Origin of the sequence: Lelliottia amnigena (assembly GCF_019047465.1) — a bacterium.
Classification (GTDB): domain Bacteria; phylum Pseudomonadota; class Gammaproteobacteria; order Enterobacterales; family Enterobacteriaceae; genus Enterobacter; species Enterobacter amnigenus.
On sequence record NZ_CP077236.1, the window covers coordinates 3,425,922 to 3,442,513 of the forward strand.

19 protein-coding genes and 2 tRNA genes are annotated in these 16,592 nt (G+C 50.9%); 14 read left to right on the forward strand and 7 right to left on the reverse strand.

Annotated features, from left to right (window positions below; translation table 11 throughout):
• Positions 1-12 precede the first annotated feature (12 nt).
• The 4 genes from efeU (at position 13) to phoH (ending at position 4,705) form a co-directional block, all read left to right on the forward strand.
• Positions 13-846: an iron uptake transporter permease EfeU gene (gene efeU / locus I6L74_RS16005; RefSeq protein ID WP_059178362.1), complete on the forward strand. Its 834-nt coding sequence runs from the start codon at positions 13-15 to the stop codon at positions 844-846.
• A 152-nt stretch (positions 847-998) separates the two neighbouring features.
• Positions 999-2,126: an iron uptake system protein EfeO gene (efeO, locus tag I6L74_RS16010; protein WP_059178361.1), complete on the forward strand. Its 1,128-nt coding sequence runs from the start codon at positions 999-1,001 to the stop codon at positions 2,124-2,126.
• A gap of 5 nt (positions 2,127-2,131) precedes the next feature.
• A complete protein-coding gene (efeB, locus tag I6L74_RS16015; RefSeq protein ID WP_059178360.1) occupies positions 2,132-3,415 on the forward strand; it encodes an iron uptake transporter deferrochelatase/peroxidase subunit in 1,284 nt (427 codons plus the stop codon).
• Positions 3,416-3,916: 501 nt separating this feature from the next.
• The gene (phoH, locus tag I6L74_RS16020) at positions 3,917-4,705 is read left to right on the forward strand and encodes a phosphate starvation-inducible protein PhoH (RefSeq protein ID WP_041689363.1); all 789 of its coding nucleotides are present in this window, start codon (positions 3,917-3,919) and stop codon (positions 4,703-4,705) included.
• Between the two features lie 128 nt (positions 4,706-4,833).
• Here the strand turns inward: phoH and I6L74_RS16025 are convergent.
• Positions 4,834-4,921 (reverse strand) — tRNA-Ser (locus I6L74_RS16025).
• 228 nt (positions 4,922-5,149) lie between these two features.
• A tRNA-Ser gene (locus I6L74_RS16030) sits at positions 5,150-5,237 on the reverse strand.
• 232 nt (positions 5,238-5,469) lie between these two features.
• Here I6L74_RS16030 and ghrA point away from each other — a divergent pair.
• From ghrA to I6L74_RS16050, 4 genes are all read left to right on the forward strand, one after another.
• Entirely contained in the window at positions 5,470-6,408 is a 939-nt protein-coding gene (gene ghrA / locus I6L74_RS16035; protein ID WP_059178358.1) for a glyoxylate/hydroxypyruvate reductase GhrA, read from the forward strand.
• A 95-nt stretch (positions 6,409-6,503) separates the two neighbouring features.
• Complete coding sequence (locus tag I6L74_RS16040; protein WP_059178357.1) at positions 6,504-7,241, forward strand: phosphatase; 738 nt, start codon at positions 6,504-6,506, stop codon at positions 7,239-7,241.
• A 19-nt stretch (positions 7,242-7,260) separates the two neighbouring features.
• On the forward strand, positions 7,261-7,815 hold the full coding sequence (locus I6L74_RS16045; RefSeq protein ID WP_059178356.1) for a TorD/DmsD family molecular chaperone: 555 nt from the start codon (positions 7,261-7,263) through the stop codon (positions 7,813-7,815).
• Positions 7,816-7,911: 96 nt separating this feature from the next.
• Positions 7,912-8,394, forward strand: a complete 483-nt coding sequence (locus tag I6L74_RS16050) for a DUF1097 domain-containing protein (protein ID WP_072241819.1) — start codon at positions 7,912-7,914, stop codon at positions 8,392-8,394.
• 44 nt (positions 8,395-8,438) lie between these two features.
• Here the strand turns inward: I6L74_RS16050 and csgG are convergent, their stop codons facing one another.
• Genes csgG through csgD form a run of 4 tightly spaced genes read right to left on the reverse strand, consistent with a single transcriptional unit; the run spans position 8,439 to position 10,785 of the window.
• Complete coding sequence (csgG, locus tag I6L74_RS16055; RefSeq protein ID WP_059178355.1) at positions 8,439-9,272, reverse strand: curli production assembly/transport protein CsgG; 834 nt, start codon at positions 9,270-9,272, stop codon at positions 8,439-8,441.
• 26 nt (positions 9,273-9,298) lie between these two features.
• The gene (gene csgF, locus I6L74_RS16060; RefSeq protein ID WP_059178354.1) at positions 9,299-9,715 is read right to left on the reverse strand and encodes a curli production assembly/transport protein CsgF; all 417 of its coding nucleotides are present in this window, start codon (positions 9,713-9,715) and stop codon (positions 9,299-9,301) included.
• A gap of 25 nt (positions 9,716-9,740) precedes the next feature.
• Positions 9,741-10,130: a curli production assembly/transport protein CsgE gene (gene csgE, locus I6L74_RS16065; protein ID WP_059178353.1), complete on the reverse strand. Its 390-nt coding sequence runs from the start codon at positions 10,128-10,130 to the stop codon at positions 9,741-9,743.
• A gap of 4 nt (positions 10,131-10,134) precedes the next feature.
• A complete protein-coding gene (csgD, locus tag I6L74_RS16070; RefSeq protein WP_059178352.1) occupies positions 10,135-10,785 on the reverse strand; it encodes a biofilm master transcriptional regulator CsgD in 651 nt (216 codons plus the stop codon).
• Between the two features lie 746 nt (positions 10,786-11,531).
• On the opposite strand from csgD, the gene csgB reads away from it, so the two are divergent.
• The 6 genes from csgB to I6L74_RS16100 all read left to right on the forward strand — a co-directional run bounded on the left by csgB (position 11,532) and on the right by I6L74_RS16100 (position 15,365).
• On the forward strand, positions 11,532-11,987 hold the full coding sequence (gene csgB, locus I6L74_RS16075) for a curli minor subunit CsgB (protein WP_059178351.1): 456 nt from the start codon (positions 11,532-11,534) through the stop codon (positions 11,985-11,987).
• A 39-nt stretch (positions 11,988-12,026) separates the two neighbouring features.
• Positions 12,027-12,476, forward strand: a complete 450-nt coding sequence (gene csgA, locus I6L74_RS16080) for a curli major subunit CsgA (protein ID WP_059178350.1) — start codon at positions 12,027-12,029, stop codon at positions 12,474-12,476.
• 60 nt (positions 12,477-12,536) lie between these two features.
• On the forward strand, positions 12,537-12,860 hold the full coding sequence (gene csgC / locus I6L74_RS16085) for a curli assembly chaperone CsgC (RefSeq protein WP_072241792.1): 324 nt from the start codon (positions 12,537-12,539) through the stop codon (positions 12,858-12,860).
• Positions 12,861-12,976: 116 nt separating this feature from the next.
• On the forward strand, positions 12,977-13,297 hold the full coding sequence (locus I6L74_RS16090; protein ID WP_059178349.1) for a YmdA family protein: 321 nt from the start codon (positions 12,977-12,979) through the stop codon (positions 13,295-13,297).
• Positions 13,298-13,402: 105 nt separating this feature from the next.
• The gene (gene ymdB / locus I6L74_RS16095; RefSeq protein ID WP_059178348.1) at positions 13,403-13,945 is read left to right on the forward strand and encodes an O-acetyl-ADP-ribose deacetylase; all 543 of its coding nucleotides are present in this window, start codon (positions 13,403-13,405) and stop codon (positions 13,943-13,945) included.
• Positions 13,881-15,365 (forward strand): phospholipase D family protein, encoded by a 1,485-nt coding sequence (locus tag I6L74_RS16100; RefSeq protein ID WP_164841602.1) that lies wholly within the window; start codon positions 13,881-13,883, stop codon positions 15,363-15,365. Before ymdB ends, I6L74_RS16100 begins: the two co-directional genes overlap by 65 nt.
• A 28-nt stretch (positions 15,366-15,393) precedes the next feature.
• Here I6L74_RS16100 and mdoC read toward each other — a convergent pair whose 3' ends face one another.
• A complete protein-coding gene (mdoC, locus tag I6L74_RS16105; RefSeq protein ID WP_059178346.1) occupies positions 15,394-16,551 on the reverse strand; it encodes a glucans biosynthesis protein MdoC in 1,158 nt (385 codons plus the stop codon).
• Positions 16,552-16,592 lie beyond the last annotated feature (41 nt).

Below are 16,592 nucleotides of genomic sequence, written 5' to 3' on the forward strand. Positions count from 1 at the left end.
TAAGGTGTCGGCATGTTTGTTCCATTTCTCATTATGTTACGTGAAGGCCTTGAAGCGGCCTTGATTGTCAGCTTGATCGCCAGCTATCTCAAGCGGACCCAGCGCGGACGCTGGATCGGGGTGATGTGGATTGGCGTTTTCTTCGCCGCAGCGCTCTGCCTGGGCCTGGGTATTCTGATCAACGAAACCACCGGTGAATTCCCGCAAAAAGAACAGGAACTGTTCGAAGGAATTGTCGCGGCGATCGCCGTGGTGATCCTCACCTGGATGGTGTTCTGGATGCGTAAAGTGTCGCGCAACGTCAAGGTTCAACTGGAGCAGGCGGTCGATAACGCACTGCAAAAAAGCAACAGCCACGGCTGGGCGCTGATCCTGATGGTCTTTTTCGCCGTCGCGCGCGAAGGGCTGGAGTCGGTCTTTTTCCTGCTGGCTGCGTTCCAGCAGGATGTGGGGATCTGGCCACCTATCGGTGCGATGCTTGGTCTGGCAACCGCGGTGGTACTGGGCTTTATGCTGTATTGGGGCGGCATACGCCTGAATCTGGGCGCGTTCTTTAAGTGGACCAGCCTGTTTATTCTGCTGGTGGCAGCGGGTCTGGCGGCGGGTGCGATTCGCGCCTTCCACGAGGCGGGCCTGTGGAACCATTTCCAGGATGTTGCCTTCGATCTCAGCACGGTTCTCTCCACCCATTCGCTCGTCGGGACTCTCCTCGAAGGCATTTTTGGCTATCAGGAAACGCCGAGCGTCAGCGAAGTGGCGATGTATTTCATCTTTCTCATTCCGGCGCTGGTGTTGTTCTTTATGCCATCACGCCCCAGCACTCAGCCGTCGCGAACCGCGCCGTGAAGTGCACAGTGTATACACAAAATCATTCACGCTGGGTCAAGGCGGCAAGTCTGAAAGTCCCAGTCACTTACTCTGGTAAGTGACTGGGATGAGCAGAGGCAGCTTGAAGGCTGACGTGTAGAGTTACAACATACTTTAGAAAGGGAAGAGTCATGGCAATTCAATTTCGTCGTAGTGCGTTACAGGTTGGTGTGGCAGCGCTGTTTGCGTATGCGTTTTCTGCTCAGGCGGCTGATGTTCCTCAGGTGAAAGTGACTGTGAACGATAAACAGTGTGAGCCGATGACTATCACGGTCAATAGCGGTAAAACGCAGTTTATTATTCAAAACCATAGCCAGAAGGCGCTGGAGTGGGAAATCCTCAAAGGCGTGATGGTTGTGGAAGAGCGTGAAAACATCGCGCCCGGTTTTAGTCAGAAAATGACCGCGAACCTGCAGCCGGGCGAATACGACATGACCTGCGGACTGCTGACTAACCCGAAAGGCAAGCTGATCGTGAAAGGCGAAGCGACGGCCGATGCAGCAAAAGGCGAAGCGTTGCTGAGCCTGGGCACAGCGATCACGGCCTATAAAGCGTACGTCACGAAAGAGACCGCCGACCTGGTGGCCGGAACCAAAGCCTTTACCGACGCGGTGAAAGCGGGCGATATCGAAAAAGCGAAATCCCTGTATGCGCCAACGCGTCAGCATTATGAGCGCATCGAGCCGATCGCTGAGCTGTTCTCTGATCTCGACGGCAGCATTGACGCCCGTGAAGACGATTATGAGCAGAAAGCCGCCGATCCGAAGTTCACCGGTTTCCACCGTCTTGAGAAAGCGCTGTTTGGCGATAACTCCACCAAGGGCATGGAAAAATACGCTGAACAGCTCAATACCGACGTGCTGGAACTGCAAAAGCGCATCAGCGAGCTGGCGTTCCCGCCATCAAAAGTAGTGGGTGGCGCGGCGGGCCTGATTGAAGAAGTGGCCGCCAGCAAAATCAGCGGCGAAGAAGATCGCTACAGCCATACTGACCTGTGGGACTTCCAGGCCAACGTCGAAGGCGCGCAGAAAATTGTCGATTTGCTTCGTCCGCAGCTGCAAAAAGATAACAGCGCACTGCTGGCCAAAGTGGATGCAAACTTCAAAAAAGTGAATACCATTCTGGCGAAATACCGCACCAAAGACGGGTATGAAACCTACGACAAGTTAACCGATGCGGATCGTAATGCGCTGAAAGGACCGATCACCACGCTGGCAGAAGATCTGGCTCAGCTGCGCGGCGTGCTGGGTCTGGACTAAGCATCATGAATGAGAAAGAAGAATACGGCGTCGCGGAACCTTCCCGGCGTCGATTGCTGAAAGGCGTGGGGGCGCTGGGTGGTGCGCTCGCACTGGCAGGCGGCTGCCCGGTAGCGCATGCGGCAAAACCGCAGAGCGCGCCGGGCACGCTCTCCCCCAATGCGCGGATGGAAACGCAGCCGTTTTACGGCGAGCATCAGGGCGGAATTTTGACGCCGCAGCAGGCGGCCATGATGGTGGTCGCCTTTGACTCGCTGGCAAGCGACAAAGCGGATCTGGAACGTCTGTTCCGCGTGCTGACGAAACGTATCGCGTTTCTGACGGCAGGCGGCCCGGCGCCAGAAACGCCTAACCCGCGCATGCCGCCGATGGATTCAGGAATTCTGGGGCCATTTATTGCCCCGGATAATCTGACCGTAACGGTTTCGGTCGGCGACTCGCTGTTTGACGCGCGCTATGGTCTGGAGAAGCACAAGCCGAAAACGCTGCAGAAGATGACGCGTTTTCCTAATGATTCTCTGGATGCGGCGCTGTGTCATGGCGATCTGCTGATCCAGATCTGCGCCAACACCCAGGATACGGTGATCCACGCCCTGCGCGATATCATCAAGCACACGCCGGATTTACTCAGCGTGCGCTGGAAGCGTGAAGGATTTATCTCCGATCACGCGGCGCGAAGCCAGGGGAAAGAGACCCCGGTTAACCTGCTTGGTTTCAAAGATGGTACGGCGAATCCGGACAGCACTGACGCCGCACTGATGAAAAGCGTGGTGTGGACGACGGCGGACCAGGGCGAGCCCGCATGGACCGTTGGCGGGAGCTATCAGGCGGTGCGGATTATCCAGTTCCACGTTGAGTTCTGGGATCGTACGCCGCTTAAAGAGCAGCAGACGATTTTTGGTCGGGATAAGCAAAGCGGTGCGCCGCTGGGCATGAAAAACGAGCATGACGTGCCGGATTACGTGCGCGATCCTGATGGCGATACCATTGCCCTGGACAGTCATATTCGTCTGGCCAACCCGCGTACGCCGGAAACCCAGTCGAGTCTGATGATGCGCCGTGGATACAGCTATTCTCTGGGCGTCACTAACTCCGGTCAGCTGGATATGGGGCTGCTGTTTGTCTGCTATCAGCACGATCTGGAAAAGGGCTTCTTAACCGTGCAGAAACGCTTAAACGGCGAAGCGCTGGAAGAGTACATAAAACCTATCGGCGGCGGCTATTTCTTTGCTCTGCCAGGCGTGCGCGGTGAAGGCGCGTATCTCGCCCAAGGCCTGATCGAAGCGTAAATTTATCCCCGTGATACTTCGCGGGGATATTATTTTTTCGTATGTCTATCTCTCTGTTATATTTCTGTAATATTCCTGTAAGAGACTCATCTTAGCTGCAGGAGTGGTCTTTAAGTTGCACTCAGGTAAAATAAATGTTGCATTTATGATAAATCCTGATGTAATTATTATAAGACGGCGGTAGTTCCCGGCAGTGATATCGAATCACTATGGAGATCGCGAATGGTTGGGTCCTGTATTGGACATAAGCAATACCACAACCGCACCACCCAGCGCGGAGGCTCTGACTCCGGCAGCGATTTCTTCACCACAAAATTCTCCTCCCCGATGCATAAACATGACTTTTCCGACATACAGAGCGGTGCGCATAGCCGTTCGGTTGTGTCATTCAAAAAGGCAAGCAATGGCTTAGAAGGAAGCCAACCCTCAGATGTTCGTTTGCATGATCGCACCGCGAATGGTGGTGCGTGTGATGAATTCCAACAACTCAAGGTGCTATCCATGGGAAGACAAAAAGCAGTGATCAAAGCTCGTCGTGAAGCAAAACGTGTGCTGAGACGGGATTCACGTAGCCATAAACAGCGTGAAGAAGAATCGGTCACCTCGCTTGTGCAGATGAGTGGCGTCGAAGCAATTGGCATGGCGCGGGACAGCCGCGATCATTCACCTATTGAAGCGCGTAATGAAGCTCAGGCGCACTACCTGAATGCTATCGAGAGTAAACAGCTGATCTTCGCCACCGGTGAAGCCGGATGCGGGAAAACCTGGATCAGTGCTGCTAAGGCGGCGGAGGCTCTGATTCATAAGGATGTGGACAGAATTATCGTCACCCGTCCGGTATTGCAGGCCGATGAAGATCTCGGCTTCTTGCCCGGCGACATCTCAGAGAAATTTGCCCCGTATTTCCGACCCGTTTATGACGTGCTGGTGAAACGGCTGGGTGCCTCTTTTATGCAGTACTGCCTGCGACCAGAGATTGGTAAGGTGGAAATCGCGCCGTTCGCCTATATGCGCGGACGTACATTTGAAAATGCGGTCGTGATTCTTGACGAGGCTCAGAACGTGACTGCTGCGCAAATGAAAATGTTTTTAACGCGCCTCGGGGAAAATGTGACCGTTATCGTCAATGGCGATATCACCCAATGCGATTTGCCGTCGGGTGTGAAGTCTGGCCTGAGCGACGCAATGTCACGTTTTGTTGAAGACGATATGGTCGGTGTGGTGCGTTTCACGAAAGACGACTGTGTGCGTTCGGCACTTTGCCAGCACACGTTAAACGCCTATTACTGAGTGCGCCGTTGCTTTCAAGGCCCGGGAAACCGGGCTTTGTTTTGTCAGCAACGTGTTCTAGCAGACGTTATGTGACAAACATCAGACGAAAAAAAGCCCGCATTTTCATGCGGGCTCTTCTTTTAATATGGCGGTGAGAGAGGGGTTCGAACCCTCGATACGTTGCCGTATACACACTTTCCAGGCGTGCTCCTTCAGCCACTCGGACACCTCACCGTATTGTTCTGCTGCCTTACCGCGTAGGGGGCAACGGGGCGCTACTATAGGGAGTTGCGCTAAAACGGTCAAGCTTATTTTGTGTATGGACGGCTGTTCGGTTAAGCAATAATCACTCTCACGAATAGGTTAGCGTCAATAAAGGAGAATGTGAGCTAGGGGCGGGTAAAATGGCGTTTCGACAGACGAAAAAAAGCCCGCATTTTCATGCGAGCTCTTCTTCAAATATGGCGGTGAGAGAGGGGTTCGAACCCTCGATACGTTGCCGTATACACACTTTCCAGGCGTGCTCCTTCAGCCACTCGGACACCTCACCGTATTGTCATCCCGATGCTACTGGGACGGGCGCTAATGTAAGGAAAAGCCGAACTGCCGTCAATCAACTTTTTCAGTTATTTAGCATGTTGAGACAAACTTTAAGCAACATGATTCCTGAATGTGCTGAAAGCGTCTCTTTTATCAGCAACGCAGTTTCCAGATAAATTTGTTATGCTGGCAATCCAGTTGAAAATGCACATAAAACAGCGAAATAAAAGGCAGGAGTCATTATGGATATCATCTTTTATCACCCGACGTTTGATACCCCTTACTGGATTAACGCGCTGACGGCAGCTCTGCCTGGCGCACGCGTGCGTGAGTGGAAGCGCGGCGATAATGAACATGCCGATTACGCGTTAGTCTGGCATCCGCCAGTAGAGATGCTGCAGGGGCGAGATCTGAAAGCGGTGTTTGCCCTTGGGGCGGGTGTCGATTCGATTCTGAGTAAACTGAAAGCCCATCCGGAAATGCTGCCAGAACATATTCCATTGTTCCGGCTCGAAGATACCGGAATGGGTCAGCAGATGCAGGAATATGCCGTTAGCCAGGTGCTGCACTGGTTCCGCCGTTTTGATGATTATCAGGCGCTCAAGCTGAAATCTCAGTGGGAACCGCTGCCCGATTATCAGCGTGAAGATTTTACCGTCGGTATTTTGGGCGCAGGGGTTCTGGGTTCAAAGGTTGCCGAAGCGCTCGCTCCGTGGGGATTCCCGCTGCGTTGCTGGAGCCGCAGCCGCAAAACGTATCCCGGTGTACAAAGCTTCGCTGGGGTGGAAGAACTCCCGGCATTTTTAAAGGGCACGCGCGTGCTGATTAACCTGCTGCCGAACACCGCGGAAACCGTGGGGATTATCAATAAAGGCCTGCTTAACCAGCTGGCGGATCATAGCTATTTGATGAACCTGGCGCGCGGTGTTCATGTGGTTGAGCACGATCTCATTGATGCCCTGAATACGGGCAAGCTCAAAGGCGCCATGCTGGATGTGTACAGCAGTGAGCCGTTGCCGGTCGAAAGCCCGCTGTGGGCGCATCCGCGCGTGGCGATGACCCCGCATATCGCGGCGGTGACGCGTCCAGCAGAAGCCGTGGAGTATATTGCCCGTACCATCACTCATCTGGAACAGGGAAAAGCAGCCACCGGGCAGGTCAACAGACAGCTCGGCTACTGATTCGGGCATAAGTCAAACCCGGCGCTGGCCGGGTTTTTGCTAATATTCACCCCCCATTCCTGCTATCCTTTGGTAAAACATCAGAGGAGAGACCGATGTATCCCGTTGACCTGCATATGCACACCGTCGCCAGTACCCATGCTTACAGCACCCTCCATGACTACATCGCGCAAGCCCGGCTGAAAGGCATCAAGCTTTTCGCCATTACCGATCACGGTCCTGATATGGCTGATGCGCCGCACTATTGGCATTTTGTGAATATGCGTATCTGGCCACGTCTGGTTGATGGCGTCGGGATACTGCGTGGTATTGAGGCCAATATTAAAAATACGGAAGGCGAAATCGACTGTACCGGCCCAATGCTCACGTCTCTGGACATGATTATCGCCGGTTTTCATGAGCCGGTGTTCCCGCCGCAGGATAAGGACACCCACACTCAGGCAATGATTGCGACGATTGCCAGCGGCAACGTGCACATTATCAGCCACCCCGGCAATCCTAAATTCCCTATCGATATTCAGGCCGTGGCGCAAGCGGCGGCCAAACACCGTGTGGCGCTGGAAATCAACAACTCTTCTTTTATTCACTCTCGAATCGGCAGTGAAGCGAACTGTCGTGCCGTCGCGGCGGCTGTGCGTGATGCGGGCGGAATGGTTGCGCTGGGATCTGATTCTCACACGGCGTTTACATTGGGTGAGTTTACCGAGTGTCGGAAAGTGCTTGATGAGGTGGGGTTCCCGGAAGAGAGAATTCTTAACGTCACGCCGCGTCGCATGCTCGATTTTCTTGAGTCGCGCGGCATGCCACATATCCCTGAATTTGCAGATCTTTAATAGTGTAATGGAAAATTAAATGAACGAGTTTTCAATCCTTTGCCGCGTACTGGGCACCTTGTATTACCGTCAGCCGCAGGATCCGCTGCTGGTGCCGCTGTTTACGCTGATTCGCGAAGGCAAGCTCGCGGAAAACTGGCCCCTTGAGCAGGACGAGCAACTGCAACGTCTGCAAAAAAGCTGCGATATGCAGCAGATTGCGGCGGACTACAACGCCCTGTTTGTCGGCGAAGAGTGCCGTGTATCGCCGTATCGTTCGGCATGGGAAGAGGGCGCAACGGAAGCTGAAGTGCGCGCGTTTCTTTCCGAGCGTGGAATGCCGCTGACGGATGCCCCTGCCGATCACATTGGCACTCTGTTGTTGGCCGCGTCCTGGATTGAAGATCATGCCGGAGAAGATGAAAGCGAAGCACTCGAAACGCTGTTTGCCGATTATCTGTTGCCGTGGTGCGGCGCTTTCCTCGGGAAAATCGAAGCGCATGCCACGTCACCTTTCTGGCGGACGATGGCCCCGCTAACCCGCGATGCCGTATCGGCCATGTGGGATGAATTACAGGAAGAACACGAAGAGTGATTTACATCACATTTTAAATGCAACGATGCATTCTGGTTTGCATAAAATGTGCTCATGATCTCATTTCATGGCCGCGTATCTGATAAGATGCGCGCCATGAACATACTCCTTTCTATCGCAATCACGACAGGCATTCTCTCCGGACTTTGGGGATGGGTGGCTGTGTCACTTGGTTTACTCAGCTGGGCGGGATTCCTGGGCTGTACGGCCTATTTCGCATGCCCACAGGGCGGGCTTAAAGGACTGTTTATCTCAGGATGTACCATGATGAGCGGCGTGGTGTGGGCGTTAGTTATCATGAAGGGCAGTGCGCTGGCACCGCATCTTGAGATCGTGGGCTATATGATGACGGGCGTGGTGGCTTTTTTAATGTGCATCCAGGCGAAGCATCTGTTGCTGTCATTTGTTCCTGGAACCTTTATTGGCGCATGCGCGACGTTTGCCGGTCAGGGCGACTGGAAAATGATCGTCCCGTCTTTGCTGCTGGGCCTGGTGTTTGGTTACGCCATGAAAAACAGCGGACTGTGGCTGGCTGCGCGACGAGAAAGGGCGCAAAACGTTACCGTATTAAGCAAATAAAAAAGCGAGACCCATGGGTCTCGCTTTTCTTTTGCGCCTCTGAATCAGGATTCAGGAGGCACAGACATTTCGCGGTATTTCACCAGAATGTCATTTTTCACTTCATTTTTATTCTGCAGGTCCCACAAGCCGCGATCGATACCGTCATTAATCAGGAAGATAACCCCTGTTTCGATGGCTGACATCAGGCACATCATGACCGGTTCATTCGAGGTGTAGCCGATTTCACCTTCCAGCAGACGCTGATAGTCGATGAAGCGGAACACACCGGCCTGAACCTCATACGAAAGAATCGTTTTGCTGGTCGTCACCGATGACAGCACCTCACCCGTGCTCACGTTGACCACTCGCAGGTTGACGGCAATCTGGTCGAGCTGGTATTGCGTGTCAGCCCCGATACCAAAATAACGTGCCCCGACACCGCCCGATTTCACATTACTTTCATAACCGATAATTGACCCTTCAACCATCACGTTGGCCGCCACGAGCGATTGCAACGGCACGCGGTTGTTCATGCCTACGGTACCATTCTCCTGAGCTGCGCGAATGATTTTGCGTTCATTCAGCAGGTTTTGCAGCCCCTGACGTTCCAGCGGAATAAACCAGCGTGAATCCTTGAGCGCTGTCACCAGCATCGCGGTGGCACTTTGCGGTACTGCGGTCGAGAAGTTACTTGCCGGATACGGTTTAAACTGACCGGTTTCATCCTGAATGTTATATACCGAGACAAAGATCTTGCCTGTCGGCATTGGGAGATGCGTTAAATCACGATAACTTTGGGCCCGAGGCATTAATGTTGGTTTCGCGGCTTCTTTGGGCGGAGCAGTTAAACAACCGCTCAATAAGCACACTGCAACAAGAATCAGAAAGCGCTGCATGAGTATTGTCCTTATTTCGAGGTTGTTTAAAAGTCAGCTGAATTATTGGCCAGACCGGAAACCTGGATCGTGGATGTTTTACCCGTTTTCCGGTCGGTGACATTCAACTGCAGTTGCCCATCTTTATTAGCAATATCGACGATAAAATCATTGGTCACCATACGACCTGGTTTACCGGTATTAATATTCGTTAATAAGCCGCCTAATATTTGCGACTGAATAGCCTGAGTAAAGTTATCCAGTGCAGAAGGCGTTTCGATGCCGAAATCGTCTTTGTAACTGGGGTCTTTATATGAGTTTTGAGCCTGGGCTTCATTCAGCAAGAATGCCCCATTATTCGGATTGCCGCCAAAGTTAGGGTTGCGGAACTGGAAAGTCATATTCCCGGCCCAGCTCAGTGGAGCAATCAGCATTAATGAAATCACTGTGTGTGCGAGACGCATTACAGCCTCCGGATATTATTCGTCGTCAGAATTCATCTTTTGCTAAATCGCCAGTGCTCAGGAGAGCCTTGTCGATTTGCAGGCGATTTACCGCATCTTCGGTCTGTGCCAGTGCAAAACTTACGTTTTGATCAAAGTCTCGTTTCGTCGGGAATAAAAAGGTCTGGTAAATAACGTCCTGATTAATCGTTATTGTGATCCAGCTTCCCCATCGAGCACTGGGACGCTCATTGATTGTTAAGTTGCCTGGATAATCACTTTCCCATTTGTCGCTAAATGCCCGGTAAAAATCGTGGCCGATAGATGAGACAGTGTGGTCAGTTAACAATCCGGGAACTTCCACTTCAACAGCATGAAGGTTCCCGGCAGCAAGCAGAAAACCCGCTGCCGCTATCCAACTCAACGTGCGTTTCATGTTATTAACGCCTGAGGTTATCGTTTGCCCATGAAACAGCCTGAGTCCTGTTTTTAACAGCTATCTTCTTGAAAAGATTATAGAGATGTGTCTTAACGGTATTTTCGCTGATAAATAAAGAACGGGCGATTTCAATATTTGAAGAACCGATGCGTAATTTATTCAGGATCTCTTTTTCACGGTGCGTCAGCAGCGCGGATTCTGAACTGTTATAGCGATAATTTCCGGAGTGAGTGATGAGATAGCTGGCAAGCTTTTGGGAAAAGTAACACTCTCCGCGCAAAATACCTTGCAGCCCCTCTACCACACGCGTCTCGTCTTCTGTGACGTAAAAGACGCCATTAATATGCGGCCAGCTTTCAATATCCCGGAAAGGATATTCGTCAGGAGTGTTCAATAATAGCGAACGGATATTATTGTTTTTCCTGCTTAAGTTATCTTGCCAGTAATGAATAAGCTTTTTATCGGCTTCCATCATGTCGAAAAGAATGATGCTGCCAGGAACAATATCATCGAAAGAACGTTGAATATTATGCAGTTTCCCATTCAAGCAAAGAGATTGCTTCAAATGCTGTAATAAGGCTGTCGCTTGCAAGGACGGCTTAGTGATCAACAGTAATGTATGACCTTGTAAACTATGGACTTCATTAAACATGATGAAACCCCACTTTTTATAACACCTGGCAGCCGTCCCCCTGAAATATACAAGGGGACACCAGAGGTACTGACAGATGTAGGACTGCTGTGTGTAGAATCTGAACATAACCTCTAGAGAGAGGTAAATATTAAAAAATACTCCGTACTGCTGATTTCAATCTAGCTATTACGATTTTTAAATCAAGTGTTAATGGTGTAACAGAATGTAAAAATCAATATTAAATTGTTAATTTAAGGCCGTGGAATTGTTTAGTTATGATAAAAAAGTTGTACATAACAATTCTTCTGCACACATTTTAAAAATCATACAAATAATTATATTTAATTGATTTCTAAGCATAATAATTATTAATGTCACTGCTATTTCAGGTATGAGTTCGTCGTGATGTCTACGACTTCCTTTGTGATCGGAATGCTCTTAAGAAATCGAGTGAGTTGTGACGAGTGAGTCACGTTACCCCTCTCATATGCGCAGTGACATTGATGAAGTTGAGAGGGGAAGCAGCCTGGCAGGGCACGCCAGTATTCTGTCAAAATATTTATCAAAAATACTAAGTCCCGCTGGTAACAGCATATTTCAGCATTAATTAATACTTTGAGGTGACTCTTTAAATAAAAATAAGTCGCGCGGGTGAGATATTAAAATTGTTTCGAAAGACATACTCTTCATCGTAACGCGGCGTTAACAAAAAAACGAATCGCGTTAACACCGAGATGTTTATTTAGCCAGGTCCAGGTGACAACATGAAAAACAGAACGTTATTTATGATGTTTACATTACTGGGTGCGCCTGGGTTATCAATCGCGGCAGGTCCGGATTTGGCAAATTCGGAATACAACTTCGCGGTTAATGAATTAAGTAAGTCTTCATATAATCAGGCAGCCATTATTGGTCAACAAGGCGTGAGTAATAACGCAGAAGTTCGTCAGGGCGGTTCAAAATTACTGTCCGTTGTTTCTCAGGAAGGTGGAAGCAATAGAGCGAAAGTTGATCAATCAGGGACTTACAACCTTGCTTATATTGATCAGACCGGCAACGGGAACGATGCAAGTATTCAGCAGGGTGCTTTTGGTAATACCGCGATGATTATTCAGAAAGGTTCGGGTAACAGAGCGAGTATTACGCAGTATGGTACGCAAAAAACAGCAGTTGTTGTTCAGAGACAGTCGCAAATGGCTATTCGCGTTATCCAACGCTAACTATTTCGACGACTTAAATCAATCCGATGGGGGTTTACCATGAAACTTTTCAAAGTGGCAGCAATCGCAGCAATCGTAGTTTCTGGCAGTGCTCTGGCTGGTGCAATTCCACAATACGGCCACGGTGGTGGTTGGGGTGGCGGTAATAGCGGTCCTAACTCCACACTGAGTATTTACCAGTCCGGTGGCGGCAACTCAGCTGTTGCTCTGCAATCTGATGCAAAAGATTCTGAACTGTCTATTTCTCAGCACGGTGGCGGTAACGGTGCTGATGTTGGTCAAGGTTCTGATGACAGCTCCATCGACCTGGTGCAGAAAGGCTTTGGTAACAGCGCAACCCTCGATCAGTGGAATGGTAAAGATTCTACTATGACTGTTAAACAGTTCGGCGGCGGCAACGGCGCAGCAGTAGACCAGACCGCATCTGGCTCAACTGTGTCTGTTACTCAGGTTGGTTTCGGCAACAACGCAACTGCGCATCAGTACTAATACGCACTCTGTGCTACAAAAAAACAGGGCATAGGCCCTGTTTTTTTTCGGGAGTTTATCATGCATACCCTTCTGCTCCTCGCTGCGCTCTCCAGCCAAATTACCTTTAAAACGACCCAAAATGGGGACATGACGACCATTATTCCCCAGGTGACGTTATCCGAGCCTTGTGTGTGTCAGGTTCAAATCACCTCTTCCCGACAGGGGGGAGGCGGGCAAAGTACCTCTAGTCAGCGGAATACGCTTTCTCTTCCTGCGAATCAGGCCATTGATTTGTCCAGGCTCAGTTTGAATATTAGCCCTAAAGATTCTGTGAAAATTGTCGTTACTGTTACCGATGGGAAATCACTTCATTTATCGCAACAGTGGCCGACTTCTGAATGAAACATTCACGAAATCAATACATTGTATAATTTGGCGGTTCCCAATGAATATCTCTATGCTCTACATAAGGAATGCACGACACCCTCAAGGATGATTTCTCATTGAGGAACCAATCCATGGTCGCGTTCAGTATAAAAATGATGTTAGGTGCGGGGATGATGCTTTCATCTGCTCTGATACCGGCTTTTTCGGCAACGATTGTTAACGGCGGTGTTATTCATTTCCGTGGGATGATTGTCGAGGATCCGTGTGAAATCACACCGCAAAAGCAGCAGTTTGCGCTTTCCTGTCCTAAAGACGGGAAGATGCAAACGACTCAGGTCAGCTATCAGGATGCCGTTAGCGGTCGCAACGTCAATCCAGATATCGCCAGGGTCAGCATGAAATACATCAATCCAGAAAAGTCATTGGCCATTGTGCAAATAGACTATCGCTAAGCCAAAGCCCTCCGTCCGGTGGCGGGGGGCTTTTCTGATCAAATCCTTCTTTGCCACATTCCCCTGCTATACACTTACTAAAATACAGGTAGTAGAGGAATGTATATGAAGCCGCAAATAGACGTTGTTGTTGGGGATATCACGACGATGGAGGTTGACGTTATCGTCAATGCAGCCAAACCGTCGTTAATGGGCGGCGGAGGGGTTGACGGAGCCATTCATCGTGCGGCCGGACCACAACTGCTGGAAGCCTGCAAAACGGTGTGCCAGCAGCAGGGCGAATGTGCCCCTGGACATGCGGTGATTACAATCGCAGGCGATCTTCCGGCGAAAGCGGTGATTCATGCGGTTGGCCCTGTCTGGCAGGGGGGAGAACATCATGAAGCGAGGACGTTAAAGGACGCCTATCTTAACTGTCTGCGCCTGGCTGCTGCGAATGGGTATCAAACGTTGGCGTTCCCCGCCATCAGCACGGGCGTTTACGGATATCCCAAAGCGGCGGCTGCGGAAATAGCGGTAGAGACAGTTTCAGAATTCCTCACCCGCAAGCCTCTGCCGGAGCGGGTATACTTTGTCTGCTATGATGAAGAAAATGCCCGGCTTTACCAGCAACTCCTTATCCAACGAGGACTTATCCCTGACGCATAAAACGCGGCTCGGGCGTGCTATTGCGCCTGTTAGCGCAGAACATCCAGGGTTATGCGGTCTTCTCCCCCTGGACGATAGCCTGGACGCGTTTGCGTGCCGATATCGGCTGGCGGAAATGGCGGAAAAAACGTTAGATGTGCAGTATTACATCTGGGAAGACGACATGTCCGGGCGGCTGTTGTTTTCCGTTTTGCTGTCGGCGGCGACGCGCGGGGTGCGCGTCCGGCTTCTGCTCGACGATAACAATACCCAGGGGCTGGATGCCATTTTACGTCTGCTCGATTCGCATCAAAATATTGATGTACGGTTATTCAATCCCTTCTCCTTTAGAACGCTCCGCGCGCTGGGGTATCTCACTGACTTCGCGCGTCTCAACCGCCGTATGCACAACAAAAGTTTCACTGTCGATGGTGAAGTTACCCTGATTGGCGGTCGAAATGTCGGCGATGCGTACTTTGGGGCAGGGGACGCGCCGCTCTTTTCCGATCTGGATGTGATGGCGGTGGGGCCGGTTGTGGCGGATGTGGCTGATGACTTTGAACGTTACTGGAGCAGCGCCTGCGTATCCACTCTAAAGCAGGTTCTGGAACTGTCGGAAGCAGAGATTGAAGCGAGGATCCAGCCACCGGACGAATGGTATCAAAGCGAAATAACACAACGTTATTTGAATAAGCTGGAATCCAGCCAGTTCATTACCCAGCTTGAGGCGCGTGATTTGCCGCTGATTTGGGCGAAAACCCGCTTGCTCAGCGACGATCCGCGTAAAGGGCTGGGGCGGGCAAAACGTCATTCCCTACTGCCGCAGCGTTTACTGGACGTGATGGGCTCTCCGGTCGAACAAATTGATATTATTTCTTCTTATTTTGTCCCCACTCGGGCAGGCGTTGCGCTGCTGCTGCAAATGGTGCGCAAAGGGGTCAAGGTCGCGATTCTGACGAATTCGCTGGCGGCTAACGACGTCGCCGTGGTCCATGCGGGCTATGCGCGCTGGCGTAAAAAACTGCTGCGACACGGTATTGAGTTGTATGAACTTAAGCCCACGCAGGATTTCGTGCCGGGATTACACGATCGTGGTTTGACGGGGAATTCCGGTTCCAGTCTCCATGCCAAAACGTTCAGTATTGATGGCCAAAAAGTGTTTATCGGTTCGCTGAATTTTGACCCGCGATCAACCATGCTCAATACCGAAATGGGATTTGTGATAGAAAGCGAAACGCTGGCGCAAATTATCCATCGACGTTTTCTGAAGACCCGGATGCAGGAGGCCTGGCAGATTCGGCTCGATAACACGGGGCGTTTGAACTGGATCGAGCACAAAGACGGGAAAGACATTGTGTTAACGAAAGAGCCGTCAACCCGCTTCTGGCAGCGCGTTTTGGTGCGTTTAGCCTGGTGGCTACCCGTGGAGTGGCTTCTGTAAGCGCGCCGGGGACCCGGCGCACAAAAAATTACTGCGCTGCGTTGAGGCTTTCCGCTTTGTTCTGCGGTTTGCCTGAAAACAGGAAACGCAGCAGTGGGATCCGCAGATGAATTTCATACAGCACAATGGCGATACCCACCACAAACACCAGTCCGGTGAAGAATCCCAGCGTGTTTGAGGTGATATGCGGCGTGATGTATGCACCAAAAAAGAGCGTCAGGGGATGATGCACCACATAGATAAACAGGGAAGCGTTGACGAAATAGGTCACACGTTTCGATTTAAAATTCAGCAGACGATGCCCCAGCGCAAACACCACGTTTACCATCCATAGCCCCAGCAACATCGTAATCACGCTTTCAGTTTCATACATCCACGCATCGCCGCTGCCGTATTTTTGATTCAGCAAATAGGCGGCGAAAGCCAGCGCAGACCCAACTGCGCACCACGGTGATGGGGTGATGAACAAGGCTTTTAGCTTCGGCGAAATAAAGGTCAGCGCGCCCAGCATAAAGAACGGAATGTAAAACAGGGTTTGCATCACCACAAAATTAAACAGTCCGTCGCTGAGAATAGGAGGATAAACCATAAACAGCGTGCGGCGTATCACGCCATAAGCCATCCCAAGCAGCAGGAAAATAACGGAAAGCTTGGCAAAGGAGAGGGTCGCGAATTGATCTTCCGTGTGACGGCTTAACCGACGGCGCAAGCGGCTGAATATCCACAGGCTCACCGTCGTCATGACCACCAGAACTAATAAGAACCAGAGATGAGAAATCAGCTCCCAGACCAGGGTGTTATATTTTTCATAAAAGGTCAGGTTCTGCCAGTTGTCCGCTTTACCTTTAACATACTGCAGCATGATAAACTGAGGCAGCGTCAGCAGTGGAATAGCGGTGAGCATGGGGATACCGACGCGTTCGACGCGCACTTTCCACCAGCGTTTCAGCGGATACCGCAGAAACAGCATGTAGGAAAAATAGCCCGATATCACGAAGAACACCTGCATGCGGAATGAGTGTATAAAATCGTTAAACAGTGTCAGCCACCATGAGGGCTCTATACTGTTTACATGCCAGGTGTGGCTTGAGTAAATCAGTGAGATGTGGAACGGGATCCCCAAAAGCATTAACCATGCCCGGATGGAGTCGAGGAAGTATTCACGTTGAGTGGGTGCAGTGATCATATAACGTTGCGCATTCTCAGACTTTTCGCCTTATCCATAAG

Coding starts and splice junctions, on each gene's coding strand:
- efeU (WP_059178362.1), top strand. CDS start 13: ATGTTTGTTCCATTTCTCATTATGTTACGTGAAGGCCTTGAAGCGGCC.
- efeO (WP_059178361.1), top strand. CDS start 999: ATGGCAATTCAATTTCGTCGTAGTGCGTTACAGGTTGGTGTGGCAGCG.
- efeB (WP_059178360.1), top strand. CDS start 2,132: ATGAATGAGAAAGAAGAATACGGCGTCGCGGAACCTTCCCGGCGTCGA.
- phoH (WP_041689363.1), top strand. CDS start 3,917: ATGGGAAGACAAAAAGCAGTGATCAAAGCTCGTCGTGAAGCAAAACGT.
- ghrA (WP_059178358.1), top strand. CDS start 5,470: ATGGATATCATCTTTTATCACCCGACGTTTGATACCCCTTACTGGATT.
- I6L74_RS16040 (WP_059178357.1), top strand. CDS start 6,504: ATGTATCCCGTTGACCTGCATATGCACACCGTCGCCAGTACCCATGCT.
- I6L74_RS16045 (WP_059178356.1), top strand. CDS start 7,261: ATGAACGAGTTTTCAATCCTTTGCCGCGTACTGGGCACCTTGTATTAC.
- I6L74_RS16050 (WP_072241819.1), top strand. CDS start 7,912: ATGAACATACTCCTTTCTATCGCAATCACGACAGGCATTCTCTCCGGA.
- csgG (WP_059178355.1), bottom strand. CDS start 9,272: ATGCAGCGCTTTCTGATTCTTGTTGCAGTGTGCTTATTGAGCGGTTGT.
- csgF (WP_059178354.1), bottom strand. CDS start 9,715: ATGCGTCTCGCACACACAGTGATTTCATTAATGCTGATTGCTCCACTG.
- csgE (WP_059178353.1), bottom strand. CDS start 10,130: ATGAAACGCACGTTGAGTTGGATAGCGGCAGCGGGTTTTCTGCTTGCT.
- csgD (WP_059178352.1), bottom strand. CDS start 10,785: ATGTTTAATGAAGTCCATAGTTTACAAGGTCATACATTACTGTTGATC.
- csgB (WP_059178351.1), top strand. CDS start 11,532: ATGAAAAACAGAACGTTATTTATGATGTTTACATTACTGGGTGCGCCT.
- csgA (WP_059178350.1), top strand. CDS start 12,027: ATGAAACTTTTCAAAGTGGCAGCAATCGCAGCAATCGTAGTTTCTGGC.
- csgC (WP_072241792.1), top strand. CDS start 12,537: ATGCATACCCTTCTGCTCCTCGCTGCGCTCTCCAGCCAAATTACCTTT.
- I6L74_RS16090 (WP_059178349.1), top strand. CDS start 12,977: ATGGTCGCGTTCAGTATAAAAATGATGTTAGGTGCGGGGATGATGCTT.
- ymdB (WP_059178348.1), top strand. CDS start 13,403: ATGAAGCCGCAAATAGACGTTGTTGTTGGGGATATCACGACGATGGAG.
- I6L74_RS16100 (WP_164841602.1), top strand. CDS start 13,881: ATGAAGAAAATGCCCGGCTTTACCAGCAACTCCTTATCCAACGAGGAC.
- mdoC (WP_059178346.1), bottom strand. CDS start 16,551: ATGATCACTGCACCCACTCAACGTGAATACTTCCTCGACTCCATCCGG.